Genomic DNA, 18,359 nt, shown 5'->3' on the forward strand with positions numbered 1-18,359 from the left:
TAGCGCGCTTCCATGGCATGGAAGAGGTCTGGGGTTCGAATCCCCATAGCTCCACCGAGACAGATAAAGACCCTCACCGTACACGATTTTTGTTCGGTGAGGGTCTTTCTCTATCTCTGTTGAACTCTGTGACTCGAGGAGGAGGGCGAGCGCTAGCGAGCCCGACGGAGTCCCCATAGCTCCACGACGCGCGAAGCGCTTGGACCTCGCGCCGCCACGCCACGACGCGCGAAGCGCGTGAACCTCGCCGCCACGCCGCGTGAGCCCATCGTCACGCCAGCGCCATGGCTTCGTCTTCGGAAGGCATCGTCCCGCGCAGCGCCGGCATGAGCAGCAGCGATGTCGCGATGGCGAGCACAGCGGCGATCGTCATGGCGGCAGCGGCTGCGACAACACCGGCGATGCCTCCGATGAGCAGCGCGCCGGCGGCTTGGTCCACCATGGTGCCTGTGCTGAGCAGGCCGAAGGCTTGGCCCTTGGTGGCGAGGTCGATGGATGCGACGAGGCGTTCTTGCAGGGGCAGGGCGGCCGCGTAGCCGATGGCGGCGATGCCGCCCAAAAGCGCGGCGAGCACGATCGGCGGGCGGAGGGGGCGAACACGAGGAACGGTGCGGCGAGCAGCAGGCGCAGCGGCAGCAGGAGTCGTTGGCCGGTAGTCCTGCAGGCCGATGCGGGTGCCGATGACGGCGACGACGGCCGCCCCGGCGGAGATGAGGAACAGGTTCGTGGGGGCCAACCACTCAGCAGGATGGCCCGAGGGCGTTGCCGACGACCTGGACGGTGCTCACCTTCATGTTGAGCGTTGCGCGCCCGAGGACGAACGCTTCCTTGGGCACGATGTCCGACAGCAGCGCGATGGTCGCGGCGAGGGCGGAGTGCATGACGGCGACGAGCACGAAGCGCATCCACCACGGCAGTGACGGGATGACCTGGATGCTGTCGACGCAGGCGGCGACGACGCCCGTCATCATCATGGCGGTGCGCGGGTGCAGGAGGTCGCTCGAGGCGAGCAGGTAGCGCGACGTGACGAGCTGGACCAGTGGCCGGCCGAACATGACCAGCGCGGTCAACAAGGGGGAGCGGGTCTGGTCGAACATCACGACGCCCAGCGTGAACGTCCCCATGACGGCACTGACCATGAGCAGCATCCGAGAGATGAACAGCGCGCGGAACTCGGCGTTCGCGAAGAGGCTGCATTAGGTGGTCACACCACGATGTGACCCATGTCTCGTATGGCTGTGACACCGAGGGTCACTTCACGATTCAACTTCACGAGCGATGCTTCTGGTGAGAAGGCCGCCGCCCCGCGCGCAGTGCGCCCCGCCGAACGATCATCGCCCGCAAACGCGTCAGGGACGAGGCGTTTCCGGGCGATGATCGACAAGGGGAGCGAGATTACTTCAGCTGCCCACTCGTCAGACCCAGCAGGCGACGAGCGACGACGAGCAACTGGATCTGCTGCGTGCCTTCGAAGATGTCGAGGATCTTCGCGTCACGCGCCCACTTCTCGAGCAGCTCGCTCTCGGCGTAGCCGTCGACTCCGACGAGTTCGACGCACTGCAGCGCGACGTTGACGCACGTGCGGCCCGCCTTCGCCTTCGCCATCGACGCCTCCATCGAGTTGGGCTTGCCGTTGTCGGCCATCCACGCGGCACGCAACGTCAGCAGCAGCGCCGACTCGTAGTCGGCCTCCATCTGCACGAGGCGCGCCGAGGCGTACGTCTGGGCCGCGACGGGCGCGTCCCAGTCCTGGCCGTGGCCGGCCTTCTCGAGGGCGGCGCGGGTGAAGTCGAGGCAGGCGCGCGTCAGACCGACGGCCATCGCCGCGACGAGGGGGCGCGTGTTGTCGAACGTCTGCATCGCGCCACCGAAGCCGCCCTCGGTGCGGATCTCGGGGTCACCGAGCAGATCGTTCGCGGGCACACGGCAGTCCTCGAGGACGAACGCCGCCGTGTCGGAGGCGCGGATGCCGAGCTTGTGCTCGAGACGCACGAGCTTGAGGCCAGGGTTGGAGCGCTCGACGACGAACGACTTGATCGCCTTCTTGCCGAGCGAACGGTCAAGCGTCGCCCATACGACGACGAGTTCGGCGCGCTCACCGGAGGTGACGAAGATCTTCTCGCCGTTGAGGACGTACTCGTCGCCGTCCTTCGTCGCGGTCGTACGGATGTTGCCCGAATCCGAGCCGGTGTCGGGCTCGGTGATCGCCATGGCAGCCCAGCGGTTGCCGTAGCGCTCCTTCTGCTCGTCGTTCGCGACGGCGGCGATGGCGGCGTTGCCGAGGCCCTGACGCGGGATCGACAGCGTCAGCCCGACGTCACCACGGCACGTCTGCATGATCGACAGCGCCGAGCTCATGTTGGCGCCGTTCTTGTTGACCTTGCCGGCCTTCTTGCCGGACGCGGGCTTCGTCACGCCCGTCGCCTCGTCGGCGTCAGTGCTGGCCGGGGCCTGGTCGGTGCCGTCCTTGGCGCGCGTGGAACCGGCGGCGCCCGCGCCGTTGCTCGCACCCGAGTCGGTCATGCCGTCGATGAGGGCGGAGACGAGGTCGAGCTCGGCGGGGTAGGTGTGCTCGGCGAGGTCGTACTTGCGGCTGACGGGGCGGAAGACCTCGTCGGCCATCGAGCCGGCCTGCTTGACGAGGGGGACGAACTTCTTCGGGATCTCGAGGTCGATCATCACTGGGTCCTTTGCTGAAAAAACGCGGAAAGAGGAGGGCTGGTGGCGCAGCGGAGCGGCGAGCTCAGACGCTGACGCCACCTTCGAGGACGCCGGCGCCGCGCAGGTCGCGGTACCAACGCTCGTTGTCGAACTCCTTGACGAAGCCGTGTCCGCCGAGCAGTTGCACGGCGTCGGAGCCGATCTGCGTGGCGTGCATCCCGACGAGCGCGCGGGCGTGAGCGATGGTCTCGGCGGCACCGGCGTCGTCTCCGGCGTCGAGACGCGCCGCGGCGCGCAGGGTGACGAGGCGCAGCCCATCGAGTTCGATCGCGATGTTCGACACGGTGAACGCGACGGCCTGACGGTGACCGATCGGCTCACCGAACGCCTTGCGCTCGACGACGTACTGCCTGACCTGATCGAGCACGGCGCGGCCGGTGCCGCACGCGAGGGCGGCCCACGCGAGGCGCGAGCGGCGGATGGCATCGAGGGTGTCGTCAGCCTTGCCGAGCAGGTTCTCGGCGGGCACGCGCACCCCGTTGAGGTGCAGGCGCCCGGTGTGCGCGGCGCGCACGCCCATCGCAGGCTCCTCGCTCGTCGTCAGGCCCTCGGTGCCGGCTTCGACGATGACGAGGCGCGCGGCGCCGTCGAGCATGACGCTGATGACGAACAATTCGGCGGAGTCGGCGCACGGTACGAGCGCCTTCTCGCCGGTGATGACGAGGTCGGCGCCGTCCCGGGTGGCCGTCGTCGCGGGGGTGCGCGGGTCGGCGAGCGGGCCCGCTTCGGCGAGCGCGAGCGCGGCGACGGCGGGCTTCTTCTCGTCGGTGAAGGCGGGCAGGTAGGTCTCCTGCTGCGCGGACGTGCCGTAGCCCGCGATGGCGGTCGCGACGGCGGCCGGTGCCATGATCGCAACGGCGAGGCCCATGTCGCCGCGGGCAAGCTGCTCGAGAACGAGGGCCGTCATCACGGCGCTGCGCTCCTCGGCGATGCCGCCGAGCTCGGCCGGGACGCCGACGAGCGTCAGGCCCATCTCGGTGGCCTGCGCACGGATCTCGTCGGGCAGGGCGCGCTCCGCGTCGGCCTTCGCCGCGGCGGGACGCAGCAGTTCGTCGGCCAGTTCGGCGGCGACGGCGGCGATCGTCTCCTGATCCTCGGTGGGCGTCAGGTCGAACTCGCGGCGCGGCTTCGTCGGGGCGGTGCGTGCCGCGTCGCCCGAGCCGGCCTTCTTCGTGAAGGCGCGCCCGGCCACCGTCTGAGCCTTGAAACCGGACTTGCTGCCCTGGTAAAGGGCACGCTCGACCTTGGAGCGGATCGCCGGGTTCTTGAGCAGATCGTGCCCGCCGGCCTTGGCGAGAAGGCGCAGTGCGATGGCCTGGCCCTTGTCGGCGAGGGAGGCCTGGTTGGTGGTCGAAGTCATCTCGGCCCTTTCCGTGAGTGACGGTGCGTCGGGGTGTGCGAGCGCCGTTCGAGGCGGCGTGACACGCGGCTGAAGCCGAGGTTACCTGAACGTAGGTACGCGCGGTATCGGTAACCGGGGACTGGCGTGCGGGCGAGGACGACCCGCTCCGGGGCGTGCCGCGCTAGGGTGCGGATCGTGAACATTCGCCGCGCCACCCAGGATGACGTCCCCGAGATCGTGCGCCTCAAGGCGCTGCTCATGATCGACGGGTGGCCCTTCGACATCGAACTCGACGACGCGTGGCGCGAACGGTGCGCCCGCGTCGCGCGCCAGCTGCTCGCCTCCGACGGGTACGCGTGCTTCGTCATCGACCGCGTCGAGGGCGCGGGCCCCGGCTCGCCGCTCGCGTCGTGCGTGACGGCGACCGTCGAACAGCACCTGCCCGGCCCCGACGGCTCGGGTCGCTCGGCGTACGTCGGCGACATGTGCACCGAGGCCGAGTTCCGCGGCCGCGGCTGCGGCACGGCACTGCTCGACGCCGCACTGCAGTGGTGTCGCGAGCAGGAGGCCGGCTGGGTCTCGCTGTTCTCCACCGAGAGCGGCGACGCGCTCTACCGCAAGGCCGGTTTCAGCGACGAAGGGCCGTTCCAGCACCTGTCGATGGCGTTGTGACTCTCGGCCGCCCGCTGCGTCGATGACGTCGCGCGAATGTGACCGAGCTTCGCAGAGGTGGACGACAATCGCCGATGTGGACGGGATTCGCCGTTGGGGCGGGTGCTCAGCGGCCCAGGGAGCGGGTGCGGGCGGCGGCGACGACGGCGTCGAACGTCTGCTCGTCGATGTGTGAACCCTCGCGTCGCACGCTGGTGACGTCGAGTTGCAGGACGCGGTCGAGGCGCACCTCGCTGGGCCGTCCACGGTTGTCCCAGGCGCCGGAGCCGACGTCCATCCAATGACGGCCCGACCGAGCTTCCTGCGCGGCGTCACGGTCGTGATCCTTGCTCGTCAGTGGAAGCGCGAGGACGACGTCTTCCAGCTCCGGGTGCCGGGCGATGACGAGAACCGGACGATCCTTGCCCTGCGAGTGGTCCTCCTCGTACGGCACCCACGCCCACACGACCTCACCCGGATCGGGATGCCCGTCGTCATGCGGCGCATAGGCCGTCGCGGGTAGCGGGGCCGTCCAGTCGCCACCATACGGGTGCGCAGAGCCGGCCGGACGAGCGTTGGGCGCGTCGTCGTGACGGTGCGACGTCGGTGCACCCGCGCGGCGTCCGTCGGGCCCGACCGTGGCGTCGGCGCGGCGCCGCGTGGACGACGTTCCACGGCGTTCGGGGTCGAGGAGCGCATTCATGCCCCCACGTGCGAGGGCGCGGGAGAGGCGGACGGCGACGGTGCGCAGGTTCATGGTCCGAACGTAGCCCGTCCGGGCGAGCGCCGGGTGCGGGGCACTCGCCGGCCGCCCGGTTGCGCTCTCACACGAACGACGGACGCAGGTGACGACGGGTGATGAAACGCACGCCGTGCGCACCCCCTCAGCGGCTCGGGGTAGGGGTACGGGTGCGGAAGAATGGATCGGTGACCGAAGCAACCGCGCTGCATGACATCTGCGACGACGAGGCCGTCGACGCCGAACGCTCGAACCGCCACGGCAGCTACCCGCGAGCCGGCCTCGCGATCCTCGCACTCGCCCTTGGCGGTTTTGCCATCGGCACGACGGAGTTCGTCACGATGGGTCTGCTGCCGCAGATCGCTCGGGGTCTCGGCATCTCGATCCCGAGCGCCGGTCACGCGGTGTCGGCGTACGCGCTCGGCGTGGTCGTCGGTGCGCCTCTCGTCACGATGCTGTTCGCGAAGGTGCCGCGCAAGAACGTCCTGCTCGGACTCATGGTTGCGTTCTTCGTCGGCAACATCGGTTCGGCGCTCGCCTCGAGCTACCCGATGCTGCTGCTCGCCCGCTTCGTCGCGGGCATGCCGCACGGCGCGTTCTTCGGGATCGGCGCCGTCGTCGCGGCCACCCTCGTCGAGAAGCACCGGCGCACCTGGGCCGTGTCTATGATGCTCGCTGGCCTGACGGTGGCGAACATCGTCGGCGTGCCCGTCTCGACGTGGCTCGGGCAGCATCTGGGCTGGCAGTGGCCGTACGCCCTCGTCGCCGTCATCGCGTTGCTCACCGTCGTTGCGGTGTGGTTGTGGATCCCGCACCAGGGCTCCCTGGGCGTCACGTCCGTCACCGGTGAACTGAAGGCGTTGACGCGCCCGCAGGTGTGGTTCGCGCTCGCGATCGGTGTCGTCGGCTTCGGCGGCATGTTCTCGACGTTCAGCTACATCGCGCCGACGATGACGGAGCTCACCGGCTTCTCGGACGCCGTCGTGCCGGTCATCCTGGTCATCTACGGCATCGGCATGACGGCGGGTGCGTTCCTGTCCGAACGCGTCGCCATGCGCGGGCTCATGCGCGGCATCTTCGGCTGCCTCGTGACGATCGCGATCATCCTGTCGCTCTTCGGCTTCGCCGCGCACAACAAGGTCAGCGCGGTCGTGTTCGTGTTCCTGCTCGGCTGCGTGCCGACGATCATGGTGCCGATGATCCAGACGCGGCTCATGGACGTCGCCCACGAGGGCCAGTCGCTCGCGGCCGCTCTCAACCACGCGACGCTCAACGCCGCCAACGCCCTCGGCGCCTGGCTCGGCGGCGTCGTCCTCGACGCGGGGCTCGGGTACGAGTGGTGCTCGCGCGTCGGTGCCGTGCTCGCGGCGGCGGGCGCCGTCATCACGCTGGTCTCGGCATGGACGTCGCGCCGCGCCGCCGTCGCAGGCTGAGCGCGCCCCTGGTGGCGCGAGGTGGCCGCGCTGATTCGCCCGGCTCTGCCGTCATCGTGGGCACGCTCGGGCCGTGCGGATCAGCCTGAGGACGCCGTCCGATCGCTGACGAGCTTCGCGGCGAGAACACCGCCGATCGCGCCACCGAGGTGACCCTGCCACGAGACGTGGGTGCTCTGCGGAAGCACACCCCACAGCACGCTGCCGTAGACGACGGCGAGGACGAGCCCCACGACGACCTCGGGCCAGCGGCGCGTCCAGAATCCTCGGACGATGAGGTACGTCAGCCACCCGAAGACGACGCCCGAGGCACCCGCGACGGCCGTGTACGGCGGGCTGAGCAGCCACGCGGCGAGCCCCGACGTGCACGTGACGATGAACGTCACACGCGCGAGGACGGCCAGGCCGCTGAGGGCGAGGACGAACCCGAGCGGCAGCAGCAACGCACTGTTCGCCTCGAGATGAGCCCACCCGTAGTGTGCGAACGGCATGGTGAAGATCGACCACAGGTCGCTCACCTCCCAGGCCTTCAGGGAGGCGGCGGCGTCGATGGCGTGGTGCGTCAGCACGTCGAGGGCCTCGATGATCCACAGCGCGGCGACGATCAGTGCGGAGACGACGGCGGATTGCTTGACGCGCTCTGCCGCGGGGCGAAGGGTGTGGTCGAGATCCATGGGCTGGCCTCCTGTGGGGAGTGGCTCGTCGGGTCCACCGGTATGGCGTGGGTGATGCTTCGTCAGTTCGACAACGCGTGCTCGACGACACCCGATCGACGCGTATCTGTCTCGCATCGTAGTGGGGCTCTCTTCGCGTGCGCTGGATGCACGTGTCGCGTCGGCCGTCGTACGTGACGCGTGCGGCAGGGGTGTCGGGGCGTGAAAGAATGAAGGGTCGCCGGTGTGCTCCTCGCGGGGCGCGACGGGCGGCCGCAGATCGATGCGTCATCGCCGCCTCCAGGGCGCGCGGCGGCGAACACCGACCCGACGAACTTCGAGGTATCACGTTGTCACCCATGGCCCGCAAGGCACTCGAGCCCGCCGCGACGCCGCCGGAGCAGATCCGCAACTTCTGCATCATCGCGCACATCGACCACGGCAAGTCGACGCTCGCCGACCGGATGCTGAGCAAGACGGGCGTCGTCGAGGATCGGGCCATGCGTGCGCAGTACCTCGACCGCATGGACATCGAGCGCGAGCGCGGCATCACGATCAAGAGCCAGGCTGTGCGCATGCCGTGGGAGCTCGACGGTACGACCTACTGCCTCAACATGATCGACACGCCGGGGCACGTCGACTTCACCTACGAGGTGTCGCGTTCGCTCGCCGCGTGCGAGGGCGCCGTCCTGCTCGTCGACGCCGCGCAGGGCATCGAGGCGCAGACGCTCGCCAACCTGTACCTGGCGATGGAGAACGACCTCACGATCATCCCGGTCCTCAACAAGATCGACCTGCCGGCCGCGCAGCCCGAGAAGTACGCCGCGGAGATCGCCGGCCTCATCGGCTGCGAACCGGAGGACGTACTCAAGGTCTCCGGCAAGACGGGCGTCGGTGTCGAGGAACTGCTCGACGTCATCGTCGAGAAGCTGCCTGCCCCCGTCGGTGACGCCGACGCGCCGGCCCGCGCCATGATCTTCGACTCCGTCTACGACACCTACCGCGGCGTCGTCACCTACGTCCGCGTCGTCGACGGCCGGCTCAGCCCGCGCGAGAAGATCGAGATGATGTCGACGCGCGCGACGCACGAGCTGCTCGAGATCGGCGTCAACTCGCCCGAGCCGATCCCGACGAAGGGCCTGTCCGTCGGCGAGGTCGGCTACCTCATCACCGGCGTGAAGGACGTGCGCCAGTCGAAGGTCGGTGACACGGTCACGAACGCCGCGAATCCCGCGTCCGAGGCGATCGGCGGCTACTCCGACCCGAAGCCCATGGTGTTCTCGGGTCTGTATCCGATCGACGGTTCCGACTACCCGATCCTGCGTGACGCCCTCGACAAGCTGAAGCTCAACGACGCGGCGCTCGTCTACGAACCGGAGACGTCGGCAGCGCTCGGGTTCGGTTTCCGCGTCGGCTTCCTCGGCATGCTCCACCTGGAGATCACGCGTGAACGCCTCGAGCGAGAGTTCAACCTCGACCTCATCTCGACCCTGCCGAACGTCGTCTACCAGGTGACGACGGACGACGGCGTCGTCAGCGAGGTGACGAACCCGAGCGAGTTCCCCGAGGGCAAGATCGCCGACATCACCGAACCCGTCGTGCGTTCGACGATCCTCGTGCCGAGCGAGTACATCGGCGCCGTCATGGAGCTGTGCCAGGCCCGTCGCGGCAACCTGCTCGGCATGGACTACCTGTCCGAGGAGCGCGTCGAGATGCGCTACACGCTGCCGCTCGCGGAGATCGTGTTCGACTTCTTCGACGCCCTCAAGTCGAAGACGCGCGGATATGCCTCGCTCGACTACGAACCCGCGGGGGAGCAGAGCGCCAACCTCGTCAAGGTCGACATCCTGCTGCAGGGCGACACCGTCGACGCGTTCAGCGCCATCGTGCACCGCGACAAGGCGTACGCCTACGGCACGATGATGGCGACGAAGCTCAAGGAGCTCATCCCGCGTCAGCAGTTCGAGGTGCCGATCCAGGCGGCCATCGGCACGCGCGTCATCGCCCGTGAGAACATCCGCGCCATCCGCAAGGACGTGCTCGCCAAGTGCTACGGCGGCGACATCAGCCGCAAGCGCAAGCTGCTCGAGAAGCAGAAGGAGGGCAAGAAGCGCATGAAGATGGTCGGTTCCGTCGAGGTGCCGCAGGAGGCCTTCATCGCCGCGCTCAGCCAGGGCGAGTCGGCGGAGAAGAAGAAGTGAGCAAGCCCGGTTACGTTCCGGGTGCGACGTCCGGCCAGCCGTCGGAGGGCGCGGGGGAGCACCCGCAGGTCGGGCCGCGCCCACTCGCACGCACGCGCTCGTTCACGCGCCGCGGCGGCCGGATGCCGGAGCGTCACCATCGTGCGCTGAGTGACAACGGTGAGCAGTACGTCCTCGACGTTCCCCGCAAGCCGGGGACGACCCAGCCCGTCGATGGTTTCCGGCTCGACATCGCCGAGGTGTTCGGACGTCGGGCGAAGCTCGTCGTCGAGATCGGCTCGGGCGCGGGGGATCAGATCGTCCATGCAGCGCTCGAGCACCCCGAGACGGATTTCATCGCTCTGGAGGTGTGGCGTCCCGGCATCGCGCAGACGATCTCGAAGGCCGTCCACGCGGGCGTGACGAACGTGCGTCTCATCGAGATCGACGCCTCCGAAGCGCTCGATCGGCTCTTCGCGCCGGGCAGTGTCGACGAGGTGTGGACGTTCTTCCCCGACCCGTGGCCGAAGACGAAGCACCACAAGCGTCGTCTCGTGCAGCTCGGCTTCGCCGACGTCGTCGCCGACGTCCTCGTGCCCGGCGGCACCTGGCGCCTCGCGACCGACTGGGCCGACTATGCCTGGTACATGCGTGACGTCGTCGAGGCGTCGCCCCGCTTCACCAACCCGTGGACCGGGCGCCTCGCGGACGCCGGGGACGCCCACGTCGATCCCGAGGGCGCGCGCGGAGGGTTCGCGCCGCGCTTCGAGGGCCGCACGACGACCCGCTTCGAGACGAAGGGTCTCAAGGTCGAGCGCATCGTGCGCGACCTCGAGGTGAAGCGAGCCAACTGAGCGGTGCCGCGCGGTCCCCACGGCGTTCGGGCTCGGTGTCCCCGGCGCGGCTGATCGGGCGCGAACGCCGATACTCGCGGGTAACCTTGGGGCCATGAATCAGGTCTACGGCATGTACAAAAAGCTCACCGCGAAGAACGACAAGGCGGGGCGCGCAGCGTTCTCGGCCGCGTTCGCGCTCAAGGCGCCCTACTTCCGCACGGTCGCCCCGATGGTCCAGACGATGGAGCCGCACCGCGGCGTCGTGAAGATCAAGAAGTGGTGGGGTGTGCAGAACCACATCGGCACCGTGCACGCCATCGCCATCGCCAACGGCATGGAGTGCGCCATGGGGCTGCTCGCGGAGGCGACGACGCCCGACGACATGCGCTGGATCCCCAAGGGCATCACGCTCGACTACGTCGCGAAGACGCCCGGCGACATCGTGTGCGTCGCCGAGACGACGCCGGAGGACTGGGACAAGGAGCCGCCGTTCCAGGTCGACGTCAAGGTGACGGGGCGCCTCGTCAAGGACGGCACGGTCGCCGTCGAGGGCATCATCCCGATCTACGTCTCGGCCAAGAAGAAGAAGTGACGTTCACCCCGCCGCCGTGGCCAGAAGCGCCGCGGCGGCGGGGTTCGTCAACCGCCGTGGGCCGGCCCAGACGGCCCTCAGGTTGCGGGTGAGGTCGACGCCGTCGACGCCGACCTCCACGAGGGTGCCCGCACGCAGCGCGTCGTCGACAGCGAGCCGGCTGAGGACGGCGGGAGCCGTCCCGGCCGCGGCGGAAACCCGCACGGCGGCGTTGCTCGCCAGCGCGAGCGCCGGGGGAGCGACATCGAGCGGCGCGAGGGCGCGGCGCAAGGCCACCCGCGTGCCCGAGCCCGACTCGCGCGCGACGAGCGGTGTGGCCGCCAGTTCCTCGGCGCGGACACGTGAGCTCGCGGCCCACGGATGCTGCGGCGCGACGACGAGCACGAGGTCGTCATGCGCGACGACGACGGAGTTCAACCCGCGCGGAGCGCCGGGGCCCTCGATGAACCCCAGATCCACCTCACCGCCGCGTGCCGCGGCGAGCACCTCCGTCGTGTTGCCGACGGCTACCGAGATGCCGCGCGTCTCGCCAAGCGATGGGTCGTGAGGGGAAGCGCCACCGGCGCCCGCGCCACCCGCGGCGTGCTGCCACCCCGCGATCCATCCCGGTAACAGGTGTTCGGCGACCGTCTGGCTCGCCATGACGACGAGCGGCGCCTGCGTACGAGCGCGCAGTGCCGCGACTCCCGTCTCGAGGGCGCGCGCCGCCTCGAGCGTCGCGCGCGCCCATTCGACGACGAGCAGGCCGTCGGTCGTGACGCGGGCACCGGTCGTCGCGCGATGGATGAGCGACAGGCCGAGCCTGCGCTCCAGCCGGGCGATGCTGCGACTCGCGTTGGGTTGCGCCACCCCGCAGCGTCGGGCGGCCGCACTGAGCGAGCCCTCGTCGGCGAGTGCCACGAGCAGTTCGAGCGTCGCGAGGTCGGGCCAGGTCGTCACCACTCCAGCCTATATGCGAAGCACATACCCCCATGCCGGATATAGGGCTACCGGTCGAGCCGACACGGCGGAAGCATGGAACCCATGAGCACAGCCACCGCCACCGACGTCATGCCTCACCGCACCACCGGCTCGTTCTTCGAGAACCCGACGGTGCCCGCGGCGTCCCCGGCCTGGTACGGCAGCGTCATGGGCAGCGCGATCCTGGGCACGTTGAGCGAGCTGCGCACCGACGTCATCCCGTTCGGCCACACGCTCGCCGTGGGCTTCTGGCTCATCGCCTGCACCCTGCTCGTCGTCCTCACCGTGTCGTTCGTGGCGCGCATCGCTCGCGATCGCGCTGCCTTCCGCGCGAGCGTCGCGAACCCCGTCGCGATGGCGCAGTGGGGGATGGTGTCGATGGGCGTCCTCGCCGTCGGATCGGCGACGTCCGCGGTGCTCCCGGCGATCTCCTCGGGCCTGAGCGACGCAGCCTGGCGGGCCGACCTCGTCCTGTGGGCCATCGGTACCGTCATCGGCCTCGCCACCGCCGTCGCCGTCCCGGCCCGTCTGCTCGTCGTCGACCCGAGCACCCCGACGACGGTGTGGGGCCTGGCCGTCGTCCCGCCGATGGTCTCGGCGACCGTCGGCGCCGGCATCGTCGGCTGGCTGAGCAGCCCGCAGGCGCGCGTGTGGATGCTGATCGCGAGCGCGGCCTGCTTCTTCGTCGCCCTCGTGCTGGGGGCCATCATCTTCGCGATCGCCTACCGTCACCACTGGCTCGTCGAGCCACTGCCGCTCGCGGCGTCGATCACCGCGTGGCTGCCGCTCGGTGTCGTCGGGCAGTCGAGCGCGGCCGCGCAAGCCATCGCGAAGCAGTCGGCGTCGATGCTGCAGGGCCCGTTCGCGACGACGGTGACGCAGATCGGCCACGTCTACGGCTACGTCATGCTGACGATCGGGGTGCCGCTCGTCGCCTGGGCCCTCGCCATGACTGTGCGCGGCTTCACCAAGCGCATGCCGTTCAGCCCCGGCTGGTGGGGCATGACGTTCCCCGTCGGCACGCTCGTGCTCGGCTCGACGATGCTGGGGCGCAGCTCGCACCACGCGATCTTCACGTGGGCCGGCGGCGCGCTGTACCTCTTCCTGCTCGGCACGTGGAGCGTCTGCGCGATCAGCTCGCTGCTCGCGGTGCGCCACCAGCGCGCTCTGCGTCACGCCTGAACACCGCGAGGAGCTGGGCGCGCGACTGGCGGACGGCCGCGGTGCGGCGCCGAGCGGTGAGACAATGACCGGATGCCGCAGATGCCCGACGGAATCCCCGCCCCTGACGACGGTGCTCTCCCGTCCGCCGCGCTCGCGACGCTGGCAGGCGGGGCGTTCGGGCTGTACGTCCACGTGCCGTTCTGCGTGACGCGCTGCGGTTACTGCGACTTCAACACCTACACGCTCACCGAGCTCGGTGAGCCGGGCGCGAGCGTCAGCACGTACGCGGACGCCGCGCTGCGCGAGCTGGATCTCGCGGCACGCGAGCTGGGCGAGGCACCCAGCGGCGTCCCCGTCATCGAGACCGTCTTCATCGGCGGCGGCACCCCGACGATGCTGCCCGCCGACGACCTCGTCCGCATCCTCGCGAAGGCGCGCGAGCTGTTCGGTCTCGCCGAGGGGTGCGAGGTCACGACGGAGGCCAACCCCGATTCGGTCGACGAGACCTACCTACGCACCCTCGCCGACGGTGGTTTCACGCGCGTCAGCATCGGCATGCAGTCGGCCGTCCCGCACGTGCTCGCGACGCTCGAGCGCACGCACGACCCGGCCAACGTCGAACGCGCCGTGCGCGCCGCGAAGGACGTCGGGCTGCAGGTCAGCATCGATCTCATCTACGGCGCGCCGGGTGAGAGTCTCGACGACTGGCGCACCTCGCTCGACGCGGCGATCGCGTTGGAGCCCGACCACATCAGCGCCTACGCCCTCGTCGTCGAGGAGGGCACGAAGATGGGGGCGCAGGTGCGTCGCGGCGAGCTGCCCCTGCCCGATGACGACGACGAGGCCGACAAGTACGAGCTCGCCGACGCCTTGCTCGCGGATGCCGGGTACGACTGGTACGAGGTGTCGAACTGGGCGCGCTCGCCGCAGACGCAGTGCCGCCACAACCTCGCGTACTGGCGCGACGAGCCGTGGTGGGGTGTCGGCCCCGGCGCGCACAGCCACGTCGGCGGCGTGCGCTGGTGGAACGTCAAACATCCGCGCGCCTACGCCCAACGCGTCAACGCGGGGCTCTCGCCGGCGCTGGCACGCGAACTGCTCGAAGAGCGTCAGCGCTATGAGGAACGCGTCCTGCTCCAGGTGCGCCTCGCCGAGGGACTTCCTCTCGACATGCTCGACGATGACGGGCGACGCGCCGTCGCCGGCATCGTCGCCTCGGGGCTGATCGACGGCCCGTCAGCGGTGCGCGACAAACGAGTTCGTCTGACGCTGCGCGGTCGCCTGCTCACCGACACCGTCGTGCGGGCGCTGCTCGCGATCTGAGCCGCGCGCACCGAGACGCCTGCCTCCCGGGGCTGGCCTAGCCTCAGCGGCGATCCCCGGGCCCCTGCGTGCCCGCCTGCGCCGACCCCGACGACCGAAGGGGGCGCCGATGAACGACTCCGACTACTCGACGACGACGCTGCCGCTCCTGTTCGTCTCCATCTCCATCGTCGTCACCTTCCTCGTGACGCGCCTCATCCGCGCCGGCAAGGGTCCGTTCAAGGACAACGTCACCGAGGACGGCGTCCACGTCCGCCACGCCGTCTAAGGCATCTTCGCGCTGCTTGGCCGGCGCGGTCATGAACACCGCGGCCGAGAGTTCGGTTTTCCGCGTCCTGGGGGCGATCCTCATCGGCGCGGGCGCCTCGCTCATCCTGGGCGAGTTCGCGTTTTCCGGAGGCGGTGATCTTGGGCGAGAAGTCGACGCCCCCGAGCAGGTGGTTGGCGCCCCAGACGATGGTGATGGCGGCGATGCCGCCCCGTGCGCCGACGAGCCAGGAACCCAGCGCGCCCTCCTTGACGAAGCCGAGGTCGCGTGAGGTGATGTGCCAGGCCCGGCGGAAGACGAAGGCCGCGATCGCGAGCTGCAGCGCCATCGTCACGACGCCGATCGGCGTCACGAGGCCGTTCTCGCTGTCGCCGAACAGATCACCGACGGCGGCGACGAGACTGCCAGCGAACATGGCGAGCAGCAGGAGGCCGAGGGCACCGAGGACGTTCTTGAGCGCCGAACGCTTGTCGACGGCGGCGACGCCCTCGCGCTAACGGGGGGCCGGGGTCAGGGCAGGGATGATGATTCTTTTCTTAAATCGGGTAGGACGAAGCGCCGCGGCACGGGGTGCCGAGGGAACGTTGTCAGGGGTGGGGGCGAGCCCAGCGCTCACACGAGGTGCGCTGTTGGGGCGGGGCGTCGCGACGTGGGCCGCATCAGTTGAGGATGCGGATCTGGAACGGGTAGTCGTAGCTCTCGCCACGCGCCGAGCGCAGCGCTCCCTTGACGTGGCACCACGCGGCGACGAGGAAGATGACGGCCCAGAGCACGAGCGCGACGGGAATGCCGACGAGGGTTAAGACCAGAACCCAACCGACGATGTAGAGAATCGAGAACGCAACGTTGAAGTTGAACGCCCCGGCCGCTGCGCGGCGCACCGCGGCGGAGCGGTTTCTGTAGATGAACCACACGATGAGCGGGCCGAGGAAGCTCACCCATCCCGCAGACAGGATCGCGGCGGCCGGCGCCGACAGGTGCGCGACGATCGAGGCGGCGCGCTCGTCATCGCTGAGGTGACCCTGGCCGGTGACGGGCGGCTCGGCGCCGTACGGAGCGCCGGCCAGCCGTCCGGTTCCCTGGCCCTGCGTGCGCTCGTCGGGGTAGGGGTACGGCTGGGAGTTGCTCACGACGTCTCCTGGTGTCGAAGGGTGAATCTCTCGTTCACTGACCATGATTCCGTGTCTGCGTCCCGAGCGCATCCCCCGCGGGATCGATATTCGCGGGCCCCGGCGTCCATCCCGGGGATGATGTCGGCGCACGCCGCGCCATCCCGGCGTCTCACTGCTGCGCGGGGTCGGTGACGAAGTCGATGAGCTCCTCGACGCGTCCGAGCAGTTCGGGTTGCAGGTCGGCGTACGTGCGCACGGTGCCGAGGATCTGCTTCCATCCGCGCGCGACGTCCGCCTGCGTCGCGTGCGGCCAGCCGAGCTCGGCGAGGATGCCGTGCTTCCACGACTGCCCCTTGGGGATGACGGGCCACTTCGACCAGCCGAGCCGCTCGGGTCGTACGGACTGCCACACGTCGACGTAGGGGTGGCCGACGATGAGCACGTGGTCGCGTGCCTGCGGCAGGGCGCGTGCCTTCTCGACGATTCGTGCCTCCTTCGTGCCGGGCACGAGGTGGTCGACGAGGATGCCGAGGCGGCGTCCCTTCTCGGGTCGGAAGTCGCGGATGACGGCCGCGAGATCGTCGACGCCCTCGAGGTATTCGACGACGACGCCCTCGATGCGCAGGTCGTCACCCCACACCTTCTCGACGAGTTCGGCGTCGTGCCGTCCCTCGACGAAAATTCGCGAACCCAGCGCGACGCGCGCCTTCGCCCCGGGGACGGCGAGCGAACCGGACGCCGTCCGCCCGGCCTGCGTCTGCTGCTCGGCGAGGCGCGCGGCGGTGGCGGGTCGGGGCGCAACGAGCGTCACGGGTTCGCCATCGATGAGGAAGCCGGCGCCGAGCGGAAATCCGCGGGCCTTGCCGAAGCGATCCTCGAGGAAGACGACGTGCTGCCCGCCCGACTTCTCGACGCGCACGACGGCGCCGACGTAACCGCTCTGGGCGTCCTCGACGACGACGTCGAGCTCAGCGGGCACCTCGCGCGAACGCCCACGTCGAGGCGCGCGCCAATCGCCGGAGAGGACGTCGGAGCCGTAACGGTCGGTCATGGCGATCAGGGTAGAACCGCCCACCGACAACCGCCGTCGCGGCGCGCCGAGAACGATGGTCGCGGGCGCAGCCAGGCGCCCGTCGCGGCGTCGCCGAGGGCCGGGGAGCGCGCGCCTGCCGACCGACGGACGATGGACGACGGCGCGAGGGAACCGCCCGCGACGCTGTGGGCGAACACACCCCGCATGATTTGGCACTCGCTCGGCGTGAGTGCCAATCTTGGACGGACTGCAGATCGAAGGACGGTATCGAGGCGCGGGAGGTGAGCGCATGAGCGACGAACGGCGGCTCGAGGTGCTGCGCGCCATCGTGCAGGACTATGTCGCGACGTCCGAACCGGTGGGTTCGAAGGCGTTGCTCGAACGTCATCAGCTCGGCGTCTCCGCCGCGACGATCCGCAATGACATGGCCGCCCTCGAGGACGCCGGTCTCATCTCCGCGCCGCACACCTCGGCCGGTCGCGTGCCCACCGATGCCGGCTACCGAATCTTCGTCGACCGCCTCAGCCAGGTGCGGCCGCTGAGCGCGACACAGCGTCGAGCGATCGAGACGTTCTTGCGTCAGAGCGTCGACCTCGACGACATCGTCGAGCGCACCGCCCGGCTGCTCGCCACGCTGACGAACCAGGCGGCCGTCATGCAGTACCCGTCGCTGCGGCGCTCACGGGTGCGGCACATCGAGCTCGTGCCGGCCGCCGAGGGGCGCCTGTCGCTCGTCGTCATCCTCGACTCAGGTCGCATCGAGCAGCGTCTCGTCTCCGTCGCCTCCGCCGACGACGAGCGCCTCGTCCAGACGCTGCGAGCGCGCGTCAACGAGGTCTCCGGCGCGCGGTTGCTCACCGAGGCCGCCGCGGCCATGACCGAGCTGGGCGCGGAGTTCGAGCCGGGGCAGCGTGCGGACGTCGACACGATCGTCGCGACGATCGCCGCGGTGTTCGCCGAGGACCGGGAGGAGCGCGTCGTGCTCGCGGGGACGGCGAACCTCGCGCGTGCCGGGCTGCGCGACGACGCGGGCCTCAGCGTCAGCCGTGTTCTCGAGGCGCTGGAGGAGCACGTCGTCCTCATGCGCCTCATCAGCACACGCGACGACGATCCGACGCACGAGGTGACCGTCCGCATCGGCGCCGAGAACGACTTCGCAGGCCTCGAGTCGACCTCGCTCGTGACGACGGCCTACGGCAGCGACGCCGTCGCGACGCTCGGCGTGCTCGGCCCGACCCGCATGGACTACCCGCAGACGATGGCGAACGTGCGCGCGGTCGCCCGCTACGTCTCCGAACTTCTCGAGCAGTGATGGCTCGGGCGCACCACGACCACATGAGTGATGAAATCTT

At 69.7% G+C, this 18,359-nt stretch carries 19 protein-coding genes; 9 read left to right on the top strand and 10 right to left on the bottom strand.

Annotation, left to right across the window (positions count from 1 at the left end; translation table 11 throughout):
• Positions 1-271 precede the first annotated feature (271 nt).
• The 4 genes from AX669_RS08190 to AX669_RS08205 form a co-directional block, all read right to left on the bottom strand.
• Positions 272-736: a hypothetical protein gene (locus tag AX669_RS08190; RefSeq protein ID WP_062257765.1), complete on the bottom strand. Its 465-nt coding sequence runs from the start codon at positions 734-736 to the stop codon at positions 272-274.
• A 4-nt stretch (positions 737-740) separates the two neighbouring features.
• Entirely contained in the window at positions 741-1,148 is a 408-nt protein-coding gene (locus AX669_RS08195) for a hypothetical protein (protein ID WP_062257767.1), read from the bottom strand.
• A 247-nt stretch (positions 1,149-1,395) separates the two neighbouring features.
• Positions 1,396-2,679 carry an acyl-CoA dehydrogenase family protein gene (locus AX669_RS08200; RefSeq protein ID WP_062257769.1) on the bottom strand — a complete coding sequence of 428 codons (1,284 nt, stop codon included), beginning with the start codon at positions 2,677-2,679 and terminating at the stop codon, positions 1,396-1,398.
• A 64-nt stretch (positions 2,680-2,743) separates the two neighbouring features.
• Positions 2,744-4,081 (bottom strand): acyl-CoA dehydrogenase family protein, encoded by a 1,338-nt coding sequence (locus tag AX669_RS08205; RefSeq protein WP_082740733.1) that lies wholly within the window; start codon positions 4,079-4,081, stop codon positions 2,744-2,746.
• Between the two features lie 177 nt (positions 4,082-4,258).
• Here AX669_RS08205 and AX669_RS08210 point away from each other — a divergent pair, with 177 nt between their 5' ends.
• Positions 4,259-4,735 carry a GNAT family N-acetyltransferase gene (locus tag AX669_RS08210; protein WP_167539844.1) on the top strand — a complete coding sequence of 159 codons (477 nt, stop codon included), beginning with the start codon at positions 4,259-4,261 and terminating at the stop codon, positions 4,733-4,735.
• A 106-nt stretch (positions 4,736-4,841) separates the two neighbouring features.
• Here AX669_RS08210 and AX669_RS08215 read toward each other — a convergent pair whose 3' ends face one another.
• On the bottom strand, positions 4,842-5,471 hold the full coding sequence (locus AX669_RS08215) for a type II toxin-antitoxin system PemK/MazF family toxin (RefSeq protein ID WP_062257771.1): 630 nt from the start codon (positions 5,469-5,471) through the stop codon (positions 4,842-4,844).
• 170 nt (positions 5,472-5,641) lie between these two features.
• Here AX669_RS08215 and AX669_RS08220 point away from each other — a divergent pair, with 170 nt between their 5' ends.
• Positions 5,642-6,886, top strand: a complete 1,245-nt coding sequence (locus tag AX669_RS08220; protein ID WP_006944205.1) for an MFS transporter — start codon at positions 5,642-5,644, stop codon at positions 6,884-6,886.
• Positions 6,887-6,966: 80 nt separating this feature from the next.
• Here the strand turns inward: AX669_RS08220 and AX669_RS08225 are convergent, their stop codons facing one another.
• Complete coding sequence (locus AX669_RS08225) at positions 6,967-7,560, bottom strand: rhomboid family intramembrane serine protease (RefSeq protein WP_062257773.1); 594 nt, start codon at positions 7,558-7,560, stop codon at positions 6,967-6,969.
• Positions 7,561-7,898: 338 nt separating this feature from the next.
• Here AX669_RS08225 and lepA point away from each other — a divergent pair, with 338 nt between their 5' ends.
• The 3 genes from lepA to AX669_RS08240 all read left to right on the top strand — a co-directional run bounded on the left by lepA (position 7,899) and on the right by AX669_RS08240 (position 11,147).
• Positions 7,899-9,740: a translation elongation factor 4 gene (lepA, locus tag AX669_RS08230; protein WP_006944299.1), complete on the top strand. Its 1,842-nt coding sequence runs from the start codon at positions 7,899-7,901 to the stop codon at positions 9,738-9,740.
• The gene (gene trmB, locus AX669_RS08235; protein ID WP_062257774.1) at positions 9,737-10,573 is read left to right on the top strand and encodes a tRNA (guanosine(46)-N7)-methyltransferase TrmB; all 837 of its coding nucleotides are present in this window, start codon (positions 9,737-9,739) and stop codon (positions 10,571-10,573) included. The genes lepA and trmB overlap by 4 nt, the downstream gene beginning before the upstream one ends.
• A gap of 94 nt (positions 10,574-10,667) precedes the next feature.
• A complete protein-coding gene (locus AX669_RS08240) occupies positions 10,668-11,147 on the top strand; it encodes a hotdog fold domain-containing protein (protein WP_062257776.1) in 480 nt (159 codons plus the stop codon).
• A 3-nt stretch (positions 11,148-11,150) separates the two neighbouring features.
• Here the strand turns inward: AX669_RS08240 and AX669_RS08245 are convergent, their stop codons facing one another.
• Positions 11,151-12,086, bottom strand: a complete 936-nt coding sequence (locus AX669_RS08245) for a LysR family transcriptional regulator (protein WP_062257839.1) — start codon at positions 12,084-12,086, stop codon at positions 11,151-11,153.
• An 84-nt stretch (positions 12,087-12,170) separates the two neighbouring features.
• Between AX669_RS08245 and AX669_RS08250 the strand changes: the two genes are divergently transcribed.
• The 3 genes from AX669_RS08250 to AX669_RS13385 all read left to right on the top strand — a co-directional run bounded on the left by AX669_RS08250 (position 12,171) and on the right by AX669_RS13385 (position 14,862).
• Positions 12,171-13,289: a TDT family transporter gene (locus AX669_RS08250; protein WP_062257841.1), complete on the top strand. Its 1,119-nt coding sequence runs from the start codon at positions 12,171-12,173 to the stop codon at positions 13,287-13,289.
• Positions 13,290-13,361: 72 nt separating this feature from the next.
• The gene (gene hemW, locus AX669_RS08255) at positions 13,362-14,594 is read left to right on the top strand and encodes a radical SAM family heme chaperone HemW (RefSeq protein ID WP_062257778.1); all 1,233 of its coding nucleotides are present in this window, start codon (positions 13,362-13,364) and stop codon (positions 14,592-14,594) included.
• 109 nt (positions 14,595-14,703) lie between these two features.
• Entirely contained in the window at positions 14,704-14,862 is a 159-nt protein-coding gene (locus tag AX669_RS13385) for a hypothetical protein (protein WP_156444961.1), read from the top strand.
• Here the strand turns inward: AX669_RS13385 and AX669_RS08260 are convergent.
• From AX669_RS08260 to AX669_RS08270, 3 genes are all read right to left on the bottom strand, one after another.
• The gene (locus AX669_RS08260; RefSeq protein ID WP_062257780.1) at positions 14,825-15,277 is read right to left on the bottom strand and encodes a hypothetical protein; all 453 of its coding nucleotides are present in this window, start codon (positions 15,275-15,277) and stop codon (positions 14,825-14,827) included. The genes AX669_RS13385 and AX669_RS08260 overlap by 38 nt on opposite strands.
• A 244-nt stretch (positions 15,278-15,521) precedes the next feature.
• Complete coding sequence (locus AX669_RS08265) at positions 15,522-15,992, bottom strand: DUF4870 domain-containing protein (RefSeq protein ID WP_062257782.1); 471 nt, start codon at positions 15,990-15,992, stop codon at positions 15,522-15,524.
• Between the two features lie 151 nt (positions 15,993-16,143).
• On the bottom strand, positions 16,144-17,025 hold the full coding sequence (locus tag AX669_RS08270; RefSeq protein ID WP_062257784.1) for a DUF3097 domain-containing protein: 882 nt from the start codon (positions 17,023-17,025) through the stop codon (positions 16,144-16,146).
• Positions 17,026-17,296: 271 nt separating this feature from the next.
• Between AX669_RS08270 and hrcA the strand changes: the two genes are divergently transcribed.
• On the top strand, positions 17,297-18,319 hold the full coding sequence (gene hrcA, locus AX669_RS08275; RefSeq protein ID WP_062257786.1) for a heat-inducible transcriptional repressor HrcA: 1,023 nt from the start codon (positions 17,297-17,299) through the stop codon (positions 18,317-18,319).
• Positions 18,320-18,359: the final 40 nt, after the last annotated feature.

Origin of the sequence: Dermacoccus sp. CCH2-D9 (genome assembly GCF_001556795.1) — a bacterium.
Taxonomy (GTDB): domain Bacteria; phylum Actinomycetota; class Actinomycetes; order Actinomycetales; family Dermatophilaceae; genus Dermacoccus; species Dermacoccus nishinomiyaensis.